We start from the raw sequence: 21,620 nt of genomic DNA on the forward strand, positions 1-21,620 counted from the left end.
CGGAGGCCCGATGGCCGTTCGGGTCCGCCGGGCCGCCCAGGCGCTGGGCTACGACCCCGGAAACCCCACCGGCGTGCAGCGCGACGCCGTCGTGAGCGCGGTCAGGGACCCCGCGCGGAACATCTTCATCGCTTCGGAGTACCTGGCCCAGCCCAAGGCCGAGAGCAGCTTCGCCAACGTCCCACCGGAGCGGATGACCCGGGAGCGGATGCAGGAGCTCGCCGCCCGCTACAACGGCGGCCCTTGCCACCGGAGCGAGGACGCCCAGGCGTACGGCCGGGGCTTCGACAGCAAGCCGGACCGGGCGAAGGAGGCCCTGGAGTGAACGGTGCCCCCTCCCCCGCCCCGGCGCGGCACGGCCGGAAACCGGGCGCTCCCGGCCGGGCCGGCGCCGCGGTGTGCGCCGCCGTCCTGGCCTTCCCGCACACGGTGGCGGGGTACCTCGCCCTCCTCGCGTACACGGCCGGGACAGCCGACCCCTGGGAGCGGGACGCCGCCGCCCACTCCGGTTTCGCGGCGGGGACCGCCCTGGTGGTCGTCCTCGTCTCGGCACTGCTGACGTGGGCCTTCGTGAGGGCCGGGTGGCTGCGCGGGTGGTGGTACGCGCTCCCCGCCGTCCTGGCCGCCGCCGCTCTCCCGCGGCTGACGGTCCTCGCGCCCTGATCCCGCTCCGGGTGCGCGTCCGTCCGCGGCCCGCCCCGGCCGGGCCGCAGCCGTCACATGAGGTTCCGGGTGTGGAGCGCGGAGAGTTCGGCCGCCTCGTCGGCGGGGAAGCCCAGGTGGACCAGGCGGCGCTGCCGCCCCTCGTCCATCTCGGCCTGGAGGCGCAGGACCGCGTCGTGGCCGCGGGCGATCGCCTCCGGGGTCCACTCGCCGGCGGCGAGGACCACCAGGGAGTCGAAGACGTCCTGGTTGAGGCCGGAGGTGTCCGCCAGGGCGTCGTGGCGGCGCTCCACGGCGGCGCGCAGGCGGGTGCGCAGGGTCGGGTCGACGGTGCCGCGGTGGTGGAGGTGGGCGACGCCGAAGGCGACGTGCCGGGCCTCGTCGCGGCGGGCCAGGGCGGTGACGCGGCGGGTGACCGGGTCCGGGGCGTGGCGCTCCAGGAACTCCAGCAGGCTCAGGAAGCTGCCCTCGCCGAGGACGGAGAGCAGGAAGGACGCCAGGGAGAAGTCCGGTTCGGTCAGCAGGGTGTGCAGGGACTCCCGGCCCCCGGCCGACGAGGTGCCCATCTCCCCGCCCCGCAGCAGGGCCCGGCGGGTGAAGACCTCCATGTGCCGGGCCTCGTCGGCGGCCTGGACGGCCAGGAGCTGGACGACCTCCCGGAAGTGCGGATGGACGCGCGCCAGCAGCCGGGCGGGGACGACCAGGGCGGCCTGCTCGTTCTCCACCAGGTACGTCATCACCTGGACGACGGCCCGCTCGACCTCGTCGGGGAGGGTGAAGGGCGCGTCCCAGTCGACGGCGCGGGCCGGGTCCCACTGCGCAGCCGCCGCGCGGGCGTAGAGGTGGGGGGCGACGTCCGCCCAGACGTGGTCGCGGTCCGCCAGGTCGAAGGGCCCGGCGGGGCCGCCGCTCTCGACCAGCGCGCCGCGCGCCGCCAGGCCCCAGGCGGGCGAGGGGCGCGCGGCGACGCCGTCCGGGCCGGGCCGTCCCGCCCGCTCGGCGTCCGACCAGCGGTCGAGGTCGGCCCGGCCGCGGACGATCCGGACGCGTACGGGCGCCCGGCCGAGACGCTCGCCGGCCTCCGGCGTCCGCACCTCGTGGCCGTGCGCGCGGCTCCAGGCGCGGAGGTGGACGGGCAGCGCGGGGTCGTCCCCGGTCACGTCCAGCTCCTGGCCGGGGCGCAGGTCGCGCAGCGCGCGCTGCACCAGCAGGTGCGCGCCCCGCTCGAAGCCCAGCCGTCCCAGGTGGAGGCGCGCGCGGCCGGGCCCGGTCACGGCAGGTAGTCCGCGGCGGTGATCCGGCCGGCGGCGTCGTAGAAGCCCGCCCCGTCGACGGCGGCCTCCAGCAGGGCGTATCCGGTGGTGCGGCCGGGCCGCCAGGCGGTGAGCCCCTCGAGGTCCAGCAGCGGGCGCACCTCGGGGTCGGCGTAGGACATGGACAGCAGCAGCCGGCCGAACTCCTCGGCCAGGTCGGCGGGAGCGCCGTCCGCGACCGTCATGGTGCAGTGGTCGTACGGCTCCGACTGCGCCAGCACCCGCGTGCCGCCCGGCGGCAGCGTCCCCTCCCGTCCGAAGAGCAGGTGGTTGGCGTCCAGGACGCAGGCGGCTTCCGCCTCGCCCGCGAGCAGGGCGCGCACCGCCTCCCGCTCCCCGCCGACGTGGTCGCCGTGGAGGCCGGTGCCGACGTCGAACCGGCGGACGCGGAAGTCCTCGCCGGGGCGCAGGCCCGCCCGGCGCAGCGTCTCCAGCGGCAGCAGGGTGGCCTGGGGGGAGTCGACCGCGCCGACGGCCACCGTGCGCTCCTTGAGGTCGGCGGGCGAGGCGACCGGGGAGTCCTGCCGGGTGAGGACGACGGAGGTGAGGTCCCGGTCGGTGTCGCGCATCACCAGCGCGCGGACCTCCCGGCCCTCCGCCCTCGCCAGCCGGTCGGCGCGCACCCAGGCCAGCGGCGAGTTCCAGGCGGCGTGGAGGCGTCCGGCGAGCAGGTCCTCGACCTGGCGTTCGTAGTGGGAGTAGAGGACGTAGTCGAAGGGCAGGCCCTGGGCGCGCAGCCAGGCGCGGAAGCCGGTCCAGATGGTGACGGTCTTCGGGTCGTAGGCCACGGCGCCCATCAGCAGCGTCAAGGTCGGCTCTCCTCACACGGCGACGATTCGTCCCAGAGCGTAGGAGTACGGGACGATTCGGGCAACCATGTCCGGTGTCGGGGCGCGTGAGGAGGCGTCGGACGGTGCCGAACGGCGTCGGGCGGTGTCGGGCGGCACCAGACAGCGCCAAACGGTGCCAAAAGGTGTCAGACAGCGTCAAACGGTGTCCGGCACCTCCGGTGTCGCGCCCGCCCCGCGGGCCCGGGAGCGCTCGTCGGCCGTGAGCGTCGGGGCGGCGGGGGCCGGGCGGCGGGGGCCGAGCAGGGTGGTCAGCAGGGCCTTCGGGCCGACCAGCCGGGTCATCGGCCCGGAGAGGGTGATCGCCTCGAGGAACGCCTCGGCCGCCGCGGGGCGGGAGGTGGCCGTCCTCACCAGCCGGTCCAGGTAGCGCAGCAGCAGCCGGTCCACGGCCGAGGGGCTCGGCCCGGCCACGTCCGGGAACTGGACGTCCTGGCCGACGGCCGTCTGCCAGGCGCCGTCCACCGGCCCCGCCACCGCCCGCTGGACGCGCCGGGCCGTCCCCGGCCGCAGGCCGTGCCGGCCGAGGATCCGGTCGAGGAGGACCGCGCCGTGGGCCAGCACCGACATGCCCTGGCCGTAGACGGGGTTGTACGCGGCCACCGCGTCCCCGAGGACGGCGAAGCCGTCGGGCCAGGGGTCGAGGCGCTCGAAGTAGCGGCGGCGGTTGGCGGTGCCGTGGGAGCCGTGGACCGGGGTGAGGGGCTCGGCGTCCTCGATCAGCTCGGCGACGACGGGGCTGCGCAGGCCGCGGGCGAACGCGTGGAAGCGCTCCTCGTCGGTGGGCGGTTCGCCGCCGCGGGTGCCGGAGAGCGTCACCAGCCAGCGGTCGCCCTCGATGGGCAGCAGCGCCGCTCCCCGGCCGGGCTGCCCGTCGCGGGGGTCGGCCTGGAGGGTGATCACGGGGAAGTCCTTCCCGGCCGCGGGCGGCGCGCGGAAGACCCGGGTGGCGTAGGCGAGTCCGGAGTCGACGGTCTCCTCGCGCACCGCCGGCAGGCCGAGGCCGGCCAGCCACCGGTCCGCCCGGGAGGCGCGTCCGGTGGCGTCGACGACGAAGTCGGCCTCCAGCACAAAGGTTTCTCCAGACCTCTCGTCCCGGACCCTCACCCCCGTGATCCGCTCGGCGGTGCCGACCGGACCGACGGCGCGCACGCCCTGCCGCAGGGTCACTCCCGGCCGCCCGAGGACCTGCCGCCGCACCGTGGAGTCCAGCAGGTCGCGGCTGGAGGAGATCATGAAGTGGGTCTCGGGCCACCGCGGCATCCAGCCGTGCGCGGTCAGCAGGACGAGTCCGCTGGGCAGGCCGACGCGGTGCGCCCCGGCCGCCAGCAGCGCCTCGGTCGTCCCCGGCAGCAGCGCCTCGATGGCGCGGGCGCCGCCGCACCACAGCAGATGGGAGTGGCGGGCCTGCGGTACGCCCCGGCGGGGCTCCGGGCCGTCCGGCATGACGTCACGTTCGACGACCGTGACCTCGTCGACGTGGCGGGCGAGTGCCGCGGCGGCCAGCGTTCCGGCCAGTCCTCCACCGAGCACCACGGCATGTGTCGTCGGGCGCACCGATCCTCCTTGCTCCGCCCCGGGGTGGGGGCCTCATCCTCTCGCGGACCGGGCGGTCCCGGCGGGCCTGCCGGTCCGGTCGACCGCGGCGGCCACGACCGGCGAGGCGGCGAAGGCCCGGGAGACGCCGACCAGCCAGGCCAGTTCCCCGATGGCGTCGGTGCCCCCGCGGGCGCCTCCGTCACCGGCGGCGCTCTCCTCCCCGGGGTCCTCCTGGGGGAACCTGACGTTCTCCGCCTTGGCCGCCACGGCCGCCTTCAGCCGGGCCGCGTCGACGGCCGCGTGCAGTTCGGCGCCGGTGAGCCCGGCCTCGCGCCCCAGCCGCAGTGCGGTCCGGGCCACCTCGGGGTCGCAGTGCGAACGCAGCGCGAGCCGGCCGTCGTTGATCTCCGCGAGCCGTCGCGTCAGCCGCAGCTCGAAGTCCCACCAGGGGACGCGGGCCGGGGGCACGATGGCGGGGGTGGCCCTCCGCAGCGCGTCCCACAGCGGGTACAGGGCCCGGTAGGCGCGGTAGCGCCCGATCCGGCCGCGCAGCACCGACAGGTGGTCGCCCAGGGCGGGCAGCGCGTAGCCGACGGCGCTCACCACCAGGCCGACCATGGCCAGCGCGGGCGCGAGCACGGAGTCCAGGCCGTCCCAGTCGGTGCCGGTCCACCGGGCGGCCACGGCGGTCAGCTTGGCGACGCCGAAACCGAACGCGCCGAGCGCGCCGAGCACGATCAGCCGCAGTCCGCGCCGCAGCCAGGGGCGCCCGGCGACCTTCGCCCAGCCCCAGCACATCCGCATCAGCGACACCATCGCCACGTTCAGCGCCACCAGGTAGAGCAGGACGAACTGGGCGATGTAGGGGGTGGTGGCGTAGTGGGTGTCGAAGTTCACCGGCTTCTCGACCGAGGCGTCCCCCACCACGAAGAGCGCGATCAGGGTGACGACCACCGCCGCGTAGGCCAGCGTCCAGCGGCGCGCGACGGGCCGCGCCTCCTCGGCCGACAGGCGCCAGTACGCCATCAGCACGTGGCAGGAGGCGCCGAGGGCCACGAGCAGGCAGTACACCAGCGGGGCGGAGAAGTTGGGCACGCCCGTGAGGCGGTTGACGGCCTCGATGACGGCGGGCGCGCCGCAGAAGACGCAGGCGGAGGCGAGGAAGAGGGTGGCGCAGACCGCCCGGCGCATGGGGTTGCGGGGCGCGCGCCGCAGGTCGCGCAGCTTGACGGCGAACGCCACCCAGCCGACCGCGGAGCAGAGCAGCTGGACCGCGCTCAGGTCGTTCACCGGCGCTTCACCGCTCCCCGGCGCCGGGGCGGCGGCTCTCGGTCCCGTTGCCCAGCGCGGCCTCCAGCCGGTGGACGACGGCGGCGGCCGAGTCGGGGACCTCCCAGGTGCGTTCGGGCAGCCAGCGGCTGACCTTGGCCATCAGCATGGAGGCGAAGAAGTCGGCCTCCTGCTCGGCGACGGCGTCGCAGTGGCTGCGCCGGGCGACGATGCGCGCGACGGTGCTCGCGTCGAGGGAGGGCAGGAGCGGGCCGAGGGCGTCGTCGCCGGCCTCGGTGGCCTCGTGCTCCACCTCCATGTGCCAGAACTCGTGGCAGGTGATGAGCAGTTGGTGCCAGGGGCTGGTGCGCTCCTCGCAGAGGATGTAGTGCGCGGAGTCGGTGGCCACCCACAGGCCGCTGACCGTGTCGGGCGGGAAGGGGACGAGGCGGTGGTGGACGTCCTTCCCCAGCCGCTGCCGCATCCGGTCGCACAGCGCGGAGATGACCTGGTCCGGCTCGGCGGGGACGGGCAGGTCCAGGTCGCGGACCAGTGCCGCGCAGCTGCGGCGCATGGCCTTCATGTCCATCGCATCAGCGCTCCCCCGGCCGGCCGTCCGGCGGCGGCTCCGCGGGGGCTCCGGAGGGCGGCGGGCCGGCCGGCCGCGCACGGGTCCCGGGGTCGCTCTCCAGGACGCTCTCGACGATCCTCGTCACGGCGGCGAGCCCCTCGGGCGACAGCTCCAGGGCGCGCAGGGCGAGCCGCCTGACGCCCAGGTTGTGGGCGACCTTGGCAAGCTCTATCTCCGCGTCGGTCCGGGCCGCGGTGTGCTCGTCCAGGAAGTAGGAGGCCGGTACGCCGAAGAAGCGGGCCAGGGCCGTCAGCAGCTCGGTGGAGGGGTTCTTCTTGGTGCCCTTGCGCAGGGCCGACAGATAGGCGCCGCCCACCCGGATGCCGGGTTCCGCCCGCTTGACGGCGGTGGCGACCTCCTCGTTGGTGTACCGGCGGCCCTTGGGCCCCTCCGGGCGGATCGTGTCGAAGAGCCGGTCGAGTTTCTCGGCCAGCGTCCGACGCCCGCGGGGATCGGACACCGCATCCACCTCCACCACCACACCTGAACCGACCAGGAGCCGTCACCGCATCATAACTCCTGTCCTCTGAGTGGGAGTTGACAGTTCGGTCATTCGGAAGCCTAGACTCACTCATCGCATCCACTCAACTACCAGTTGAGTTGAAAGGCGAACTGTTCAACCGCAGGTTCACCACCGCCCGCGCACCGGAACGACCGACCGGGGGAGAAGGGGATCGATGAGTACTGCGCCGAGGATGACCGAGGAGCACGCGCCGTCCCCCTCGTGCTGTCCGGGAGGCGGACATCACCCCCTGACCGATGACCTCACCGGCCTGCTGGTGAGAGGGGCCTGGGAGATCAGGGCCTCCCAGGCCCTCGCCTCCGCCCGCCGGCAGCGCAGGCCGCTCGCGCTGCTGCTGGGCGACCTCGACCGCTTCAAGAGCGTCAACGACACCTACGGCCACCTCGCCGGGGACGCCGTGCTGCGCGCCGCGGCGGACGTGCTGCGCCGCCTCGAGGGCGCGGTCTGCGGACGCTACGGGGGCCACGCGGGCGACGAGTTCCTGGCGCTGCTGCCCGGCGCCGGGGCCGAGGAGGCGCTGGCCGCCGCCCGGCTCGTCCAGCGGGGGGTGCGGGAGATGTCCGTGCCGGCCCGGGTCAGCCGCGGCACCACCGTGACCATCACCGGGCAGACCGTCTCGCTCGGCGTCGCCGTCTGGGACCCGGCGGGCTCCGGGTCGGGCGGGCTGTCCGACCTGCTGCTGGACTCCGACGTGGCGCTGCGGGAGGTCAAGCGCGAGGGAGGCGGCCGGATACGGCTGGCCGGCGCCCCCGCCGAGCCCGGCCCGCGTCCGGTGCCCCACCTCGTCCGGCGTCCCGTCCACGGGACCACGTACGCCGCCCGGCCCAGTTGGCTGCCGTACGGCGGGACGCACCGCGCCGTGCCCGCGGGCACCTGGTGGGACGCGGTGCGGATGCCGGGGCGGACGGGGCTGCGGGTCCTCGACGCGCTGCTGCGGCACGGCGACCGACCGCCCGGCCCGGTCATCGCCGACCTGCGCGGGGAGGCGGGCGAACCGGGCGCGCCGGAGGAGGGCGAGGGAAGGTCGCGGATGTACTTCCTGATCCCGCCCAGGGCCGCCGAGCGCTGGGAACTGCCCGGCGCCCGGGTCCTCGGCCGCGGCTCCTACGTCGTCGTGCCCGACGCCGCCTGCACCCGCCCGCCGGGCCTGCACTGGATCGTGCCGCCGGGCGCCGACCGCCGGCTGACCAGCATCCGCGCGCTGCGCGGGGCACTGGAGACGCTGGGGGACGCCACCTCGGCGCCCTGCGCGTAGGCGCGGGCCGCGCTCGGGGCCGCGCGCCGGGCCGTACGGGTCCGGCTGCCGGCGGAGTACCGCCGTCGGCCCCTCCCCCTCATCGGTCATATCAGCACTCTAGGGGCGGTTCCCCGCGTCCGTCCCGCCCTTCGCGCCACTCTCCGCGATCGTCATATGCCACTGTGTGGTGCGGCGGAGGCCCCGGCGGGGCGCGGCAGGGGCTCGAACACCACCCGCGGCTCCCCGCCGTCGAAGGTGAGGGCGAAGGTCGCCTCCAGGCCCCGGGCCAGCCGGGCGAGGACGGCGAGGGTCGGCATGGCGCCGCCCAGCTCCAGCCTGGAGACCTGCGGCTGGGTCATGTCCGCGCGGCGGGCCAGCTCGGCCTGGGAGATGCCCAGCGCCCTGCGGCGGCCGTACACGGCGCGGCCCAGGTCGCCGGACATCCGGACCTTCTCCCGGGCCCTGTCCGCGGCGTCCGCCGCGTCCGCAGCGTTCGCCGCGTTCGCCTCGGCCGCCTTCCCACGGACGCACGGCGCGGCGGCCCGCCGGTCGCGGGCGGGCCCGCGGCGGGTCCGGCCCGTCACCGCGCCTCCCCCGCACCCGCACCGGCGGCGCGGGCCGTCCGGGCCCGGAACGCCTCCTTGATCTCCCGCCACCGCCGCGCCTGTCCGTCCGTCATGCGGCCGCGCAGCCGGGCGAGTTTCAGCAGGTTCGCCTCCGCGTCCGCCGCCAGGGTGCGGGCCTCGGCCGTGTAGTGGTCGTCGATCAGCGCCTCGACCTCCTCGTCGGTCATCACCGGCGCGAGGCGTCCGGCCAGCTTCGCCGTGTCGCGGTAGGACCCCTGGAGGCGGAACGGCGGTTCGGTGCGGGCGGCCTCGTCCGCGGAGGCGGAGGCGATGTAGGCGGCGTTGACCGCCAGCACCGTGCGCCGCACCCGCAGCAGCCCGCGCAGCACGCCCAGCACCTGCTCCAGCTCGGCCGGCGCGTACGGGTGGACCAGGCGGTCGGCGAGGCCGGGGTCGGCGCCGGGCTCGCCGCCGGCCAGCCGCACCAGCAGTTCGGTGTCGGCGCGCTCGCGCGAGGCCAGGGGCGCCAGCACCGGGTTGGCGGTGAGGGCGTTCTCGACGTGGCTGAGCGCGAACAGCTCCTCCCGGCCGCTCAGCACGTCGCCCAGGTTCCACACGTCCGCCCGGTTGGCCAGCATGTCCGGGACGCGGAAGCGGTCGCCGGACTCGGTGAAGGGGTTGCCCGTCATGCACACCGCGAACCGCTTGCCGCGCAGGTCGTACGTGGCCGGCCGGCCGTCGGAGAACCGCACGCCGTCGAGGCGGCGCTGGGCGTCGCACAGCGGGATGAAGCGCTGGAGCAGTTCGGGCGAGGTGTGCTGGACGTCGTCGAGGTGGAGCAGGACGTCGCTTCCCGCCTCCAGCGCGAAATTGATCTTCTCGACCTCGCGCCGCGCGGTGGCGTCCGGCGCGGCGGCCGGGTCCAGGGAGGTCGTGCGGTGGCCGAGCGCCGGGCCGTCGACGCGGACGAACGCCAGGCCCAGGCGGGCGGCGACGTACTCCATCAGCGTCGTCTTGCCGTAGCCGGGCGGGGAGAGCAGCAGGAGCAGGCCCTGGCTGTCGGTGCGCCGGTCCTCCCCGGCCGTGCCGAGCTGCTTGGCGAGGTTGTCGCCGATCAGCGGCAGGTACACCTCGTCGATGAGGCGGTTGCGGACGAACGCGGGCAGCACGCGCGGCGTGTACGCGTCCAGCCGCAGCCGCTCCCGCTCGGCGTCCAGCAGCCGGGCGCGGCGGCGGGTGTAGGCGCGGTGGGCCGGGACGCGGACGGCGCGGAACTCCCCGGTGCGGGCGAGGAACTCGTCCAGGCGCAGCGGCAGGGCGCCGCCGGTGATCCGCGGGTGGGTGCCCAGCAGCCCGGTCACGGTGGTGGTCAGCGGGGCGTCGACGTCCCGGTACTCCAGCGCCTCGCCGCACAGGGCGACGGCGACGGCCTCGGGCAGGTCGGGATCCTGGCCGGCGGACCCGGCGGACCCCGCGGATCCGGCGTACGAGCCGAGCCAGGCCGCCGCGAGCTGGTGGCGGGCGGCGAGGCTCCCGGGGCCCGCCGCCGGTCCGCCCCCGAGCACCCGCAGGTCCTCGGCGAACTCCTTGGCCGGGACCGACTCCGGGCCGCCCAGCGCGTCGTGGAAGCCGTCCAGCAGGGCGCGGGCGGCGGGACCGACGACGAACCGGCCGCCGCCGGCGGCCAGTTCCTCCGCCAGGTACTCGCCCACGGCCACCGGTCGCGGCGGCGCCGGCAGTCCGGCCCCGGCCAGGAACCCGGCGGCGGCCCGGCCCAGTTCGTCCGCGAGGGGGTCCAGCGCCCCGCCCGCGCCGAGGACGGCGCGGGCCCGGACCAGGGACCGGGCGCGCACCGTCCAGGCGGCGCGGGCCGCCTCGTCCGTGCCGTACGCCCAGAAGAGCTGCGCCGCGGCCCGCACTTCGGGGGTGAAGCGCAGCAGCCCGGCCGCGGCGCGCAACCGCAGCACCGCGGCGAGGATCGCGGCGGCGTCGTGGTCGTGGACGCCCCGGTCGTACCCCTCGTCGTAGGCGGCCTCGGCCGCCCGGCGGACCGCGGGCAGCAGGTCCTCGGCGCCGCCGCCGTGTCCCTCGGGCAGGCCGGCCAGGACGGCGGCGGCCAGGTGCTCGGCGCGGTAGACCTGCGGGGACTCCGAGACCAGCGGCTGGTCCCAGAACTCGCGGGTGGCCGCGAAGTCCGGGTCGCGCACGGCGGCGCGGTAGCCGGTGCCGGACACCGCGAAGGCCGTCCCGTCGCCGTGCGGGACCAGCGTCACCTCCAGCGGCCGGGTGTTGACGGCGAAGCGGTGGCGGCCGAGCCGCAGGGTGCTCCCGGCCCCGCCGGGGCCGGCGCGGAGGTCCGCGCGGTCGCGCAGGGCGCGGTCCGCCTCCTGCCGGGCGGCGGCCAGCCGGCCGGTCAGCTCCTCGGCGCGCGCGGTGTCGCCCAGGCTCCGCAGCTCCCCGGCGGTGGCGCGGATCCGGGCGACCAGCGGATCGGCGGCGAAGTGGGCGGCCACCTCCTCGGCGGAGGCGAGGGCCGCGCAGCGGCGGGTGACGGCCTCCAGGGCGCGCGCGGCGGACACCGCCAGGCGCTCGGCGCGCCGGGCGCGCTCGTCGAGCTGGGCCTGGCGGCGGGCGGCGAAGGTCTCGCCGATCTCCTCGCGCCGCTCGGCCAGGCGGACGAGGAAGTCCTCGTGGGCGCCGAAGCGGGACTCCAGGTCCTCCAGGCGCACCAGCAGCCGGCCGAGCTGCTCGTCGCACTCCTCGGGGGTGGAGGCGGCGGCCAGCGCGCCGGTGACCGCCTGCCCCAGCAGGGCGGTCTCGGCGGCGAACTCCGCCCGGCCCTCGGCCTCCAGCAGCTCCCGGCGCCTCCCCTCCAGTACGGCGCGGGCGCGGTTGGCGGCGGCCGTGGCCTCGCCGATCCGCTCCAGCAGGGCGGTGCGCACGGTGGCGTCGGCGACCTCCAGGGAACCGATCACCTCGGTGACGGCGCCGAGTCCGTCGGCGTGCCCGGCGATCCGCCCGCCCAGCGCGTCGGCCTCGGCCGACGTGGCGGCAGCGGCGGCGCGGTCGGCCAGCTCGGCCAGGTCCGCGATGACGCCGCCGAAGGCGCCGGAGCGGGAGAGCTCGGCCGCCGCGCGGCGGCCGGTGGCGGCCAGCGCCCCGTCCAGCTCCGCGCCGAGCCCGTCGATCCGCGCGGGGTCGGCGTGGCGCAGTTCGCGCAGGGTCTCCACCGAGCCCCGGGCGCGGCGCAGTTCGGCGAGGAGGGCGACCCAGCCGGACGCGTCGCCGGGCGCCTCGCCGCGGGACCGGCGCACCAGCGCGGTGGTCCGCACGGCCGCCTCCTCCACGGCGGCGGCGGCCCGCTCGCGCAGCTCGGCCACCCGCGCGTACTCCGCGACGGCCTGCCCGGCGGCCTCGCGCAGCGTCCGCAGCGGCCCGCCGAGCCCTTCCAGCTCCCGCGCCAGGCCGGGGGCGTCCAGCCAGTGGTGGCGGTCGGCGGTCCGGGCGCAGGCGGCGGCGACCGCCTCCAGGGCGGCCGCCGTGGGCGGCTCGCTCCCGGCGGCTCCCCCGCCCGTCCGTCCGGTCACCCCTTCGGCCAGCCGCACGACGGAGAGGCAGTCGGAGATGCCGCGCACCAGTTCGGCGTTGCCGACGCGGGCGAGCGGCCCGTCCCCCGCGGGGCGCGCGGCGGCGCGGGCGTCGGAGAGGTACGGGGTGCGCCACACCTGGACGGGGTGCGCGGTCTCCCCCGCGACCAGGGCCTCCTCCCCCGCGGGGGTCTCCCTCAGCACGGCCAGGGTGCCGTCGTCGAAGAGGGCGTGGCCCAGGGCGGGGATCGGGGCGGCGGCCTCCTTGCGGATGAGGTTGTACGGCAGCAGCAGGGTGCGGCCCCGGGCGGGGGCGTGGAAGACGTACAGCACGTCCTCGCCGTTGGGCGAGCGCACCGCCGCCTCGAACTCCATCCCCTCGGTGTCGGCCTCGAAGGTGCGGGCGGCGGCCCCGGCCGGGGCGTCGGCGAGGTAGCAGCCGCCGGGGAAGACGACGCCCTGGTCGTCGGGGAGGCGGCGGCAGCCGCGCCCGATGCCGTCCAGCCGCAGCGTCTCGCCGGTGCGGGTGTTGAAGACCAGGTGGCGGTGGGCGGCCTCGTTGTACGGCAGGACGCGCAGCAGGACGAGCGGGCCCACGCGGGCGTGGGCGATCTCGGCGTCGGCCAGCGACTGGAGGGGGTCGTCGACGGGCTCGCCGTAGACGCCCTCGGCGGTCTCGGTGTCGTTCCCGGTCTTGACCGTGAGGGCCCCGCCGACGGTCGAGACGTACAGCGTCCCGCCGTCGACGGCGACGTGCGGATGGCGTCCGGTGACGTGGTCCTCGCGGCCGGCCGGCGTCCACACCACGTCGGAGGCGGAGCGGGCGGTCCGGCCGTGGTGGTCGCGCTCGCCCTTGGCGTCGAGGTACGCGACGGCGCCGTCGTCCCCGACGCGCCAGCGCAGGACGCGGATGTCGGAGGCCCGCTCCCCGGTGGAGAAGACGGCCAGCAGCAGCGGTCCGGTGCGGCGCAGCCGCAGCAGCCGGGCGTGGCGGTAGTAGCGGTACAGCTCCTCCAGGTCGCGGTGGAGGCGCGGGTCGTCCAGCAGGCCGGGGACGGCGCCCGGGGCGGCGGGCTCGAAGGCCGGCGGGCCGCCGCCGTCGGGGTGGTGGAGGCGGTGGAGGGTGAGCACGTCGCCGACCTCCTCGGGACGCCCGTGCCCGGCGGGCGGGTTGGCCCCCAGCAGCAGCGCCCCGCCGACGGCCACGGCGTCGCACGGCACCCGGGGCCGCCCGGTGGCCAGCCGCGCGGTGCCCGCCAGTTCCAGCCCGGCGCCGCCGAAGGCCTCGACGCGGCGGGCGTTGAGGGCCCGGGCCCGGGCCGCGAGGTCCGCCGCGGCGGCGGCCATCCGGTCCCGCAGCACCTCGTGGGTTCCCGCGTCCGGCCGCGTGCTCCGCGTGTCGCGTACCTCGGTCGCCACGTGCCCTCAACTCCTCGCTTGCTCAAGGTCCTTCGGTGGTGTGCGGGTCAGCGGCCCGCAGGGGCGCCGTTCGCGGCGGCGGGGGCGCGGCCCGCCCCGCCGCCCGCCAGGGCCGACAGCGGCAGGTCCGCGACGCCCGAGCCGCGCACCGCGTCCAGCAGGGCCGACAGCTCCGGCGCGGTGGGGCCGCCGGCGGCGGCCAGCTTCGTCAGCAGGCCGGCCAGGGTCAGGTCGCGCAGTCCGCCGGCGCCGAGCCCGGCGGCCACGGCGGTGAGGTCGCCGGTGAACGTCGAGGCCTCCTTGTCGAGCCAGGGGCCCGCCATGGCCTGGACGGTCTGGCTGCGGTCGACGAAGGCGTCGACGCTCCTGCCGGCGGCGATGGAGCCGATGAGCCGGTCGAGGAAGACGGAGTCCCCGCCGACGATGTCGATGTTGGCGTTCTCCAGGCCGGTGGCGATCAGGGTGGCCTGGGCCTCGGCGATCTGCCGCTGGACGTCGATGCCCGCGACGCGGATCTCCTTCTCCGCCTCCAGCCGCAGGCGGTACTCCTCGTGCTCCCGGCTCGCCTCGTCCAGGCGGGCCATGGCGCCGGCCTTCTCGGTGAGCCCCTCGGCCTCGGCCTTGAGCTTCTCGCGCAGCCCGTCGGCCTGGGCCAGGGCGATCTCGCGCTCGGCGACGGCCTCGGCGTGGCGGGTCTTGGCGATGGCGTCGGCCATGCGCTCCTTGACCTCGGCCTCGGCGAGTCCGGCCGCGGCGGCCTCGGCCCTCCTGCCCTCGGCGAGGCGGACGGCGGCCGCCGCGTCGAGTTCGGCGGCCTTGCGGCGCGCCTCGGCCATCGTCAGCTCCTCGGCGGCCCGGTGCCCGGCGGCCTGCTCGGCGGCCTCGGCCGCCTTGATGTCCTTCACCAGCCGCTCCTGGGCCTGGGCCTCGGCGGCGATGATCAGGGCCTGGCGCTCGCGCTCGGCCTCCTCCACGGTGCGCAGCTTCTTGATCTCCTCCTCCTGCTGCGCGACGGTCTTCTCCACCGCGATCCGCTCGCGGACCACGTCGGCGATGTCCCGCTTCTCGGCCTCGACCTCCTTGTCGGCGGCGATCCGGCGCAGCTGGGTCTCGCGCTCGCGGGCGATGACCTCCAGCAGGCGGTCCTTCTCGATGCGCTCGTTCTCGATGGCCACGACCCGGTCGCGGTTGAGCTTGGCGACGGCGATCTCGCGCTCGCGGTTCTCGTTCTGGATGCCGAGGGCCTCCTCGGTGCGGATGTGCGCGGTGTGGGCGCGCAGCCGCTCCTCGGCCTGGACGCGGGCGGTCTCGGCCTCCTCGCGGGCGCGTACGGTCTCGATCTCGCGCTGCTGGCGGATCTCGGCGTCGGCCTGGCGGCGCTCGAGTTCGAGGACGGCCTCCCGGGCGTCGACGTTCTGCCGGGTGATCTCCTTCTCCTCGTTGCGCTGGAACTCGTTGGTGCGGATGTGCTCGGCGGCCGTCAGCTCGGTGATCTTCCGGATGCCCTGGGCGTCGAGGATGTTGTCGCCGTCGAGCTGGGCGAGCGGGGTCTGCTCCAGGTAGTCGATCGCCGCGTCCTCCAGGCTGTAGCCGTTGAGGTCGGTGCCGATGACGGCGATGATCCGGTCGCGGAACTCGTCGCGCTTGGTGTAGAGGTCGGCGAAGTCGAGCTGCTTGCCGACGGTCTTGAGCGCCTCGGAGAACTTGGCGTTGAACAGCTCCTGGAGCGTGCCCCGGTCGCTGGCGCGCTCGGTGCCGATGGCCTGGGCGACCTTGATGACGTCCTCGACGGTCTTGTTGACGCGGACGAAGAACGAGATGCGGATGTCGGCGCGGATGTTGTCCCGGCAGATCAGGCCCTCGCGGCCGGTGCGGCCGATCTCGATGGTCTTCACCGAGATGTCCATGACCTCGGCCCGGTGCAGCACGGGCAGGACGACGGTGCCGGTGAAGGTCACGTCGACCTTGCGCATCTTGGAGACGATCAGCGCCTTGCCCTGTTCGACCTTGCGGAACAGGCGGCTGACCACGATCAGGAGGGCTGCTCCCATGAGCAGGAGCACGGCGACGAGCACGCCGAGGCCCGTGGAGATGACGTCCATGGCGATGGGTTCCTTGTGGGGTTGTGGGCTTGAGGTCGTGTGGGCGGGCGCGCGGTGGGCGCGCTCAGCGCGGCGGCCGGCCGCCGTCCGGGCGGGGGTCCAGCACGGGATCGCAGGGCATGACGTGGAAGAAGCCGCCGTCGGGATCGTGGTCGAAGACCAGGGCGGTGCTTCCGGCTCCCAGGCCGGCGGCGTCCTCGCCCCGGGCGCGGACCTGGACCAGCACGGCCGAGCCGTCGTCGGCGGTGATCTCGGCCTGCCCGAAGCGGTGGCTGACGTGCCCGGTGCGGATGACGCACACCCGGCCGACGAGATCGCGGTGACTGGTGCCCGTCTCGCGCGGCGCCAGCCGGGCCGACAGGCGGACCAGCAGCCGCGTCAGCGTCCAGGCGGCGAGCAGCGCGGCGGGGAGGACCAGCAGGCGGGCCAGGCCGCCCCCGCCCGCTCCCTCGACCAGCACCGCACCGCTCAGTGATGCGAACCAGGAAATCGAGATGAGGAGCGACAGGGTGACGGAGACGGGTGCCCCGCCGAGCCCGGCCGCCGCGAGCGCCCCCGCGGGGCCGGTGCCGGCCGGGTCGGCGCCGGTGTCCTCACCCCCGTCGAGGGCATCGACGCCGACCGCTCCCACCAGCACCGTCAACCAGTAGAGGAGCACCACCACCAGTCCGAATCCGAACAGATTGGCGGGGAAGCCCATGGCCGTACGCACGAACTCGCTCATCGTTCCACCCCCGTACCGGTCGCGGCGTGGCCATATGCTGACACTCCGCTGCCGGACCGTACATTGCCAGGATCCGGCAATCTTTATGCCGTGCTTACGTCCGGCAACCGGAGGGAACCATCGGCGCGTCCGGCACGGAGCGCGGGGACCTACAGCGGCTTCTCCGGCCAGCCCAGCAGCCGGGCGCCCATCGCGGCGGTCTCCAGGGTGTAGCGCTGGAGGCCGTCACCCGGGTCGTAGCCGGTCAGGTCCCGGATGCGCGCCAGGCGGTACGACAGGGTCCGCACGCTCACGCCCAGCCGGCGGGCGGCCTCCGCGTTCACGTAGCCCGCCGCCGAGCACACCGAGAGGGTCTCCAGCAGCGGCGCGGCCCCGCCGCGGGCCTGGGTGAGCGGCCCCAGCACGGTGCGCACCAGGTCGGCCATCGCGGCGCGGTCGCGCAGCAGCACGGGGAAGACCAGCATCTCCGAGGCGTTGAACCGGGCGCCCTCCAGGCCGAGCCGGTCGGCCAGGTCCAGGGCCCCGAGCGCCTCCTCGTAGGAGCGCACCACGCCGCTGGGGCCGCTGTGGGACCGGCCGAGCGCCACGCGCCCGGCGGCGGGGTAGCCCGGTCCGGGGTTCTCGGCGAGCCTGGCGAAGGCCTCCAGGACGGACCTCTCGGCGCTGGCGGCGATGCACACCAGCCGCCCGTCCTTGGTGGCGAGCAGCACGTCGCGCTCGCCGAAGCGGCCCACCAGCTCGCGCTCGATGCGGCGCACGGTGGGGTGCACGTCGTCGTACTTCTCGGTGCCCGAGGCCACCGCGACCGCGTGCGCGCGGGCCAGCCGCAGGCCGAAGCGCTGGGCGCGCTCGGCGAGCCGGCCCAGGTCGCTGCGGCCGTAGAGCAGGTCGTCCACGAACTCCCGGCGCTCGGCCTCCTCCTGCCGCACCGCCAGCCGCTGGGCCCGCTCGTGCCCCTCGCCGAGCGCGGCGACCGTGGCCTCCACGGCGGCCAGCAGGCCGTCCCCGGTGCGGGCCCGCTCCGCGGCGGTGGCCGAACGGGCGATGCCGGGCAGGGCGCCCCACAGGCGGCGGGTCGCGGCGAGGTAGAGGCCGACCAGTTCGCGCAGGCCGTAGCCCTGCTCGGCGGCGCGCTCCCCCGCCTCGCGGAAGGCGTCCAGCTCGGTGCGGCGCGGCAGCCGCCCCGTCCGGGACACCTCGGCGAGCAGCTCCGCGTAGTCGCCGAGGAAGGAGTCGGGAATCCCGCCGCGCCTCATCGGTGTACAGCTCCCCTCCAGCCGCGTACCGGCCGCCCTCCGGGCCGTCCGGCCCAGGTCACCGGCACAGCGTAGACAGCGTAGGGGGAGGGGCCGGGCGGCGGCGACGGAGATGGCGGGGCGCGTCGCGGGACGGGGAGCACGGCGCGGTGGCGGTGTGATGGTCGTCACCGGTAGGACCGGGACGGTCTGGGCATTCACCGACAAGGGCCGGGCGCGCCGGGGAATTACCGGACAGTACTCGCACAGCCCCGCACGGATCCGCTCTTGCGTCGAAACGGCCGGATGTGGGTACGGTGGTATGACAATCAAGATCACGAGTGGTGTGCCGGGAAGTCTGGTCGGCGACGTCCTTCGCCGTACCCGGAAACCGACCCCGGAGGTCACTCCATGTCCAACGCCCCCAAAGAGCGCACCTCCCTCTTCGGCCTCCCGTCGTTCCAGGAGCGCCGCTTCCTGCTGGAGGCCCTGCGCACCGAGACGGTCGGCGGAATGCTGCTGCTCGCCGCCGCGGTGGTGGCGCTGGTGTGGGCGAACTCTCCCTGGGGGAACCTGTACGAGACCGTCCGCGACTTCCACTTCGGCATCCCGTCCCTCCACCTCGACCTGTCGGTGGGGCACTGGGCGTCGGACGGCCTCCTGACGATCTTCTTCTTCGTCGCCGGCATCGAGCTGAAACGCGAACTGCTCCTCGGTGAGCTGCGGCGCCCGGCCGCCGCCGCGCTGCCGGTGGTCGCCGCGGTGTGCGGCATGGTGGTGCCCGCCCTGTTCTACGTCGCGGTCAACGCCGCGGGCGGCGGGCAGATGGACGGCTGGGCCATCCCCATGGCCACCGACATCGCCTTCGCCCTCGGTGTGCTCGCCGTGATCGGCACCAACCTGCCGTCGGGCATCCGGGCCTTCCTGCTCACCCTCGCCATCGTCGACGACCTCGGCGCGATCCTGGTCATCGCCGTCTTCTACACCTCCTCCCTGAACCTGCCCGCCCTGGCCGGGGCGCTGGCCGGGCTGGTGGTGTTCTGGTTCCTCCACCACAAGCTGCGGGTGCGCGGCTGGTACGTGTACGTGCCGCTGGGCATCGTCATCTGGGCGCTGATGCACGCCAGCGGCGTGCACGCCACCATCGCCGGTGTGGCGATGGGCATGCTGCTGCGGGTGATCCCGGCCAAGGGCAGCGCGGGCTGGCCCACCGAGAAGGAGTCCCCCGCCGAGCGGATCGAGCACCTGGTGCGGCCGCTGTCGGCCGGCTTCGCGGTGCCGGTGTTCGCGCTCTTCGCGGCGGGCGTCAGCGTCTCCGGCGACGCGCTGGGCGACACCTTCCGCCAGCCGGAGGCGCTGGGCGTGATGCTCGGCCTGTTCGCGGGCAAGCTCCTGGGGGTCTTCGGCGGTACGTACCTGGCCGCCCGCTTCACCCGGGCCCAGCTCAGCGAGGACCTGGAGTGGGCGGACGTGGTGGGCGTCGCGCTGCTCTCCGGCATCGGCTTCACCGTCTCGCTGCTGGTGGGCGAGCTGGCCTTCGCCGACGCCGAGGTCGCCGAGCAGGTCAAGGCGGCGGTCCTGATCGGCTCGCTGGCCGCCGCGCTGGCCGCCGCGATCTTCCTCAAGGTCCGCGACGGCCGGTACAAGCGGCTGTGGGAGGAGGAGAACCGGGACGAGGACCACGACGGCATCCCGGACGTCTACGAGCGGCCGCGGGGCACGAGCGGCGGCGAGGCCGCCGGGCGGATCAACCGCGAGGGCTGACGGCGTCCCGGCCGGACCCCGTACCGCTGCCCCCGTCTCCTCCGCCGTCCCGTCCGCCGTCCCGTCCGCGCCCGCCCACCGGCGGGCGCGGCCCCTTTCCGTCGTCCGGGATGCCCGCCAGCTCCTCGACGTCGAAGACCCGCGCGATGGGCACGTCCGTGCTGCTGTGGGCGACGATCGAGAAGGCGATGGTGACGGCGATCAGCGTGAACGCCTCCTCGGCGCGCGGGATGCCGGACTGGAGCACCAGCAGCCCGTAGACCACCGAGGCGAAGCCCTTGGGGCCGAACCAGGCCGCGGTGAGCTTCTCCTTGCGGTCGAAGTCGGTGCCCACCAGGGACAGCAGCAGCGAGGCCGGGCGGATCAGCACGATGGCCAGGACCGCCACCGCGTAGCCGCCGGCGGACAGGTCGCCGAAGAGCTGCGGCGTGAGCAGCGCGCCGAAGACCAGCAGCGCGGCGAACTTCGCCAGCTCCGCCAGGGACTCCCCCAGCGGCTCGAACGCCTCCTTGGCCTCCGGGGCGACGGCGACGATCACCGCGCCCGCCGAGAACGCGGCGAGGTAGGGGTTGGCGTGGGTGAGGTGGCAGGCGGCGTACAGGGTCACGCCGACGGCCAGCGGCAGCAGCGGCTGGAGCCGGGGCTCGGCGCCCAGCAGACGGAAGCGGACGAGCCAGTTCACCAGCAGCGGGAGGACGATGCCGAAGATCAGTCCGAGGACCAGCTCGGTGGCGATCGTGCCGAAGTCGGCGTCCTCGGCGTGCCCGGACGGCGCGGCGGCGGCGATGAGGACCAGGACGAAGGGCAGCGCGAGGCCGTCGTTGACGCCGCTCTCGATGTTGAGCAGCTGCCGCAGCTTCGCGGGCACCTCCTTGCGGCCCACGATGGCCGACGCGAACACCGGGTCGGTGGGCGCCAGCACCGCGCCGACCAGGAAGGACGTCGTCCAGTCCAGGCCGACCAGGAAGTGCGTCAGCAGCGCGACGCCGAGGAAGGCCAGCGGCATGCCCAGCCCGAGCGCGCGGACCGGGTTGCGCCAGGCCCGGCGCAGCGCGGGGAAGGAGACGTGCATGCCGTCGGTGAACAGCACGGCGAAGAGGGCCAGGTCGGCGGTGACCGCCACGATGTCGCTGTCCGGGGTGATGTGGATCAGCCCCAGGAAGCCGTCGCTGACCAGTGCGCCGCCCACCAGGAACAGCAGTGAGGTGGAGAGGACGGATCGGGCGGCCAGCCCGGACAGCAGCACCGCTATGAGCAGTGCGACCCCGAACACCATGACGAGTACCACGTGAACGCTCCCCAGATCGCAGGCGCTGGTCACCGGCCGTCCGCCGGTTCCGGACAGGCGGGCACCCTACCCCCGTGCCCGGCCACGGCCCGGGCACGGAGGCGGGGCGGGCGTGTCAGAGCGGTGCCGCGGCGAGGGCCGCGCGGTGCTCCCGGAGGGCGTGCTGCACGGCGGTGATCCCGCGGACGACCAGGACGGCCAGCACGGCGGCGGCGATGTTCACGCCGTCGGCGACGAGGTGGAAGGTGACCGCGTCCTGGATCTCCGTGAGCGTCTCGGCGTCCCGGTGCGCGGTGGACGCCACCCGCCCGAGGACCGTCGTGAGGATCCACAGGGCCCACCAGCCGTTGAGCGGGCCCCGGGGCCCCTCGACCCCGGCCGCCCGTTCCGCGCCCGGCGGCGGGCCGGCGTCCCGGATGTCGTTGGCGATCCTCTTGGGGAACCAGAGGTCGACCACCGGTACCAGCCGGCCGCCGATCGCCCAGCCGGGGTCCATCCGCCGGCTCCCGGCGCCGAAGGACCCGGCGTTGGTCCGGGAGCGGCGGAACCACACCACGAACGCGACGGCGGCCGCCACCATCGCGGCGACCCGGACCACACCGCTCATGCGGTACAGCCACTCCGCCCGTTCCGGTTCGCCGGTCCACGAGAACGCGTCGGCGTCGATGAGCTCGACCAGGCGCGAGCCGGCGTAGAGGGAGAACAGGTCCGCCGCGGCGCACACCCCGAGCAGCGCCATGGCGACGGCCGCCGCGGTCCGGTGGGACTTTCCGTCGGCGAGCGGGTGCGCCGGGGACTCCGGGGGCGCCGGGGACGCGTCGCCGCACGCCGGGCAGCGCTCCCGTCCGCCCGCCCCGTACCCGGCTCTCCCCTCCGGTCCGTCCTCGCACTCCGTGCAGGCCATGCCGCCGC

General features: G+C 75.7%; 17 protein-coding genes. 4 read left to right on the top strand and 13 right to left on the bottom strand.

Annotated features, from left to right (window positions below):
- Window positions 1-10 precede the first annotated feature (10 nt).
- Together QC029_RS07260 and QC029_RS07265 are read left to right on the top strand one after the other, a co-directional pair.
- Window positions 11-325, top strand: coding sequence for a hypothetical protein (locus tag QC029_RS07260; protein WP_279554627.1), 315 nt, complete (start codon window positions 11-13; stop codon window positions 323-325).
- Window positions 322-663: a hypothetical protein gene (locus QC029_RS07265; RefSeq protein WP_279554628.1), complete on the top strand. Its 342-nt coding sequence runs from the start codon at window positions 322-324 to the stop codon at window positions 661-663. Before QC029_RS07260 ends, QC029_RS07265 begins: the two co-directional genes overlap by 4 nt.
- Window positions 664-716: 53 nt before the next feature.
- Here QC029_RS07265 and QC029_RS07270 read toward each other — a convergent pair whose 3' ends face one another.
- The 6 genes from QC029_RS07270 to QC029_RS07295 form a co-directional block, all read right to left on the bottom strand.
- Window positions 717-1,937, bottom strand: coding sequence for a ferritin-like domain-containing protein (locus QC029_RS07270; RefSeq protein ID WP_279554629.1), 1,221 nt, complete (start codon window positions 1,935-1,937; stop codon window positions 717-719).
- Entirely contained in the window at window positions 1,934-2,785 is an 852-nt protein-coding gene (locus QC029_RS07275; RefSeq protein WP_279554630.1) for a PhnD/SsuA/transferrin family substrate-binding protein, read from the bottom strand. The genes QC029_RS07270 and QC029_RS07275 overlap by 4 nt, the downstream gene beginning before the upstream one ends.
- A gap of 177 nt (window positions 2,786-2,962) precedes the next feature.
- Window positions 2,963-4,381, bottom strand: coding sequence for an FAD-dependent oxidoreductase (locus QC029_RS07280; protein ID WP_279554631.1), 1,419 nt, complete (start codon window positions 4,379-4,381; stop codon window positions 2,963-2,965).
- A gap of 33 nt (window positions 4,382-4,414) precedes the next feature.
- The gene (locus QC029_RS07285) at window positions 4,415-5,653 is read right to left on the bottom strand and encodes an MAB_1171c family putative transporter (protein ID WP_279554632.1); all 1,239 of its coding nucleotides are present in this window, start codon (window positions 5,651-5,653) and stop codon (window positions 4,415-4,417) included.
- Between the two features lie 7 nt (window positions 5,654-5,660).
- Window positions 5,661-6,221 carry a hypothetical protein gene (locus QC029_RS07290; RefSeq protein ID WP_279554633.1) on the bottom strand — a complete coding sequence of 187 codons (561 nt, stop codon included), beginning with the start codon at window positions 6,219-6,221 and terminating at the stop codon, window positions 5,661-5,663.
- A 4-nt stretch (window positions 6,222-6,225) separates the two neighbouring features.
- Window positions 6,226-6,723: an XRE family transcriptional regulator gene (locus QC029_RS07295; RefSeq protein ID WP_279554634.1), complete on the bottom strand. Its 498-nt coding sequence runs from the start codon at window positions 6,721-6,723 to the stop codon at window positions 6,226-6,228.
- A gap of 217 nt (window positions 6,724-6,940) precedes the next feature.
- Here QC029_RS07295 and QC029_RS07300 point away from each other — a divergent pair, with 217 nt between their 5' ends.
- On the top strand, window positions 6,941-8,041 hold the full coding sequence (locus QC029_RS07300) for a GGDEF domain-containing protein (protein WP_279554635.1): 1,101 nt from the start codon (window positions 6,941-6,943) through the stop codon (window positions 8,039-8,041).
- Window positions 8,042-8,193: 152 nt separating this feature from the next.
- Here the strand turns inward: QC029_RS07300 and QC029_RS07305 are convergent, their stop codons facing one another.
- From QC029_RS07305 to QC029_RS07325, 5 genes are all read right to left on the bottom strand, one after another.
- Window positions 8,194-8,607, bottom strand: coding sequence for a helix-turn-helix domain-containing protein (locus tag QC029_RS07305; RefSeq protein WP_279554636.1), 414 nt, complete (start codon window positions 8,605-8,607; stop codon window positions 8,194-8,196).
- Window positions 8,604-13,595, bottom strand: coding sequence for a DNA repair ATPase (locus tag QC029_RS07310; protein WP_279554637.1), 4,992 nt, complete (start codon window positions 13,593-13,595; stop codon window positions 8,604-8,606). Before QC029_RS07310 ends, QC029_RS07305 begins: the two co-directional genes overlap by 4 nt.
- A gap of 47 nt (window positions 13,596-13,642) precedes the next feature.
- Window positions 13,643-15,697 (bottom strand): flotillin family protein, encoded by a 2,055-nt coding sequence (locus QC029_RS07315; protein WP_279554638.1) that lies wholly within the window; start codon window positions 15,695-15,697, stop codon window positions 13,643-13,645.
- 64 nt (window positions 15,698-15,761) lie between these two features.
- A complete protein-coding gene (locus QC029_RS07320) occupies window positions 15,762-16,421 on the bottom strand; it encodes an OB-fold-containig protein (protein WP_279554639.1) in 660 nt (219 codons plus the stop codon).
- 149 nt (window positions 16,422-16,570) lie between these two features.
- On the bottom strand, window positions 16,571-17,677 hold the full coding sequence (locus QC029_RS07325; RefSeq protein ID WP_279554640.1) for a CdaR family transcriptional regulator: 1,107 nt from the start codon (window positions 17,675-17,677) through the stop codon (window positions 16,571-16,573).
- Between the two features lie 390 nt (window positions 17,678-18,067).
- On the opposite strand from QC029_RS07325, the gene nhaA reads away from it, so the two are divergent.
- On the top strand, window positions 18,068-19,420 hold the full coding sequence (nhaA, locus tag QC029_RS07330) for a Na+/H+ antiporter NhaA (RefSeq protein WP_279554641.1): 1,353 nt from the start codon (window positions 18,068-18,070) through the stop codon (window positions 19,418-19,420).
- Here nhaA and QC029_RS07335 read toward each other — a convergent pair.
- Together QC029_RS07335 and QC029_RS07340 are read right to left on the bottom strand one after the other, a co-directional pair.
- Window positions 19,404-20,708, bottom strand: coding sequence for a cation:proton antiporter (locus QC029_RS07335; RefSeq protein ID WP_279554642.1), 1,305 nt, complete (start codon window positions 20,706-20,708; stop codon window positions 19,404-19,406). The genes nhaA and QC029_RS07335 overlap by 17 nt on opposite strands.
- Before the next feature lie 115 nt (window positions 20,709-20,823).
- Complete coding sequence (locus tag QC029_RS07340; RefSeq protein WP_279554643.1) at window positions 20,824-21,612, bottom strand: DUF4328 domain-containing protein; 789 nt, start codon at window positions 21,610-21,612, stop codon at window positions 20,824-20,826.
- Window positions 21,613-21,620 lie beyond the last annotated feature (8 nt).

The sequence above is a fragment of the Streptomyces sp. DH37 genome, assembly GCF_029813835.1.
In the GTDB taxonomy this organism is placed as follows: Bacteria; Actinomycetota; Actinomycetes; order Streptomycetales; family Streptomycetaceae; genus Streptomyces.

Coding starts and splice junctions, on each gene's coding strand:
- QC029_RS07340 (WP_279554643.1), bottom strand. CDS start 21,612: ATGGCCTGCACGGAGTGCGAGGACGGACCGGAGGGGAGAGCCGGGTAC.
- QC029_RS07325 (WP_279554640.1), bottom strand. CDS start 17,677: ATGAGGCGCGGCGGGATTCCCGACTCCTTCCTCGGCGACTACGCGGAG.
- nhaA (WP_279554641.1), top strand. CDS start 18,068: ATGTCCAACGCCCCCAAAGAGCGCACCTCCCTCTTCGGCCTCCCGTCG.
- QC029_RS07260 (WP_279554627.1), top strand. CDS start 11: ATGGCCGTTCGGGTCCGCCGGGCCGCCCAGGCGCTGGGCTACGACCCC.
- QC029_RS07315 (WP_279554638.1), bottom strand. CDS start 15,697: ATGGACGTCATCTCCACGGGCCTCGGCGTGCTCGTCGCCGTGCTCCTG.
- QC029_RS07290 (WP_279554633.1), bottom strand. CDS start 6,221: ATGGACATGAAGGCCATGCGCCGCAGCTGCGCGGCACTGGTCCGCGAC.
- QC029_RS07320 (WP_279554639.1), bottom strand. CDS start 16,421: ATGAGCGAGTTCGTGCGTACGGCCATGGGCTTCCCCGCCAATCTGTTC.
- QC029_RS07300 (WP_279554635.1), top strand. CDS start 6,941: ATGAGTACTGCGCCGAGGATGACCGAGGAGCACGCGCCGTCCCCCTCG.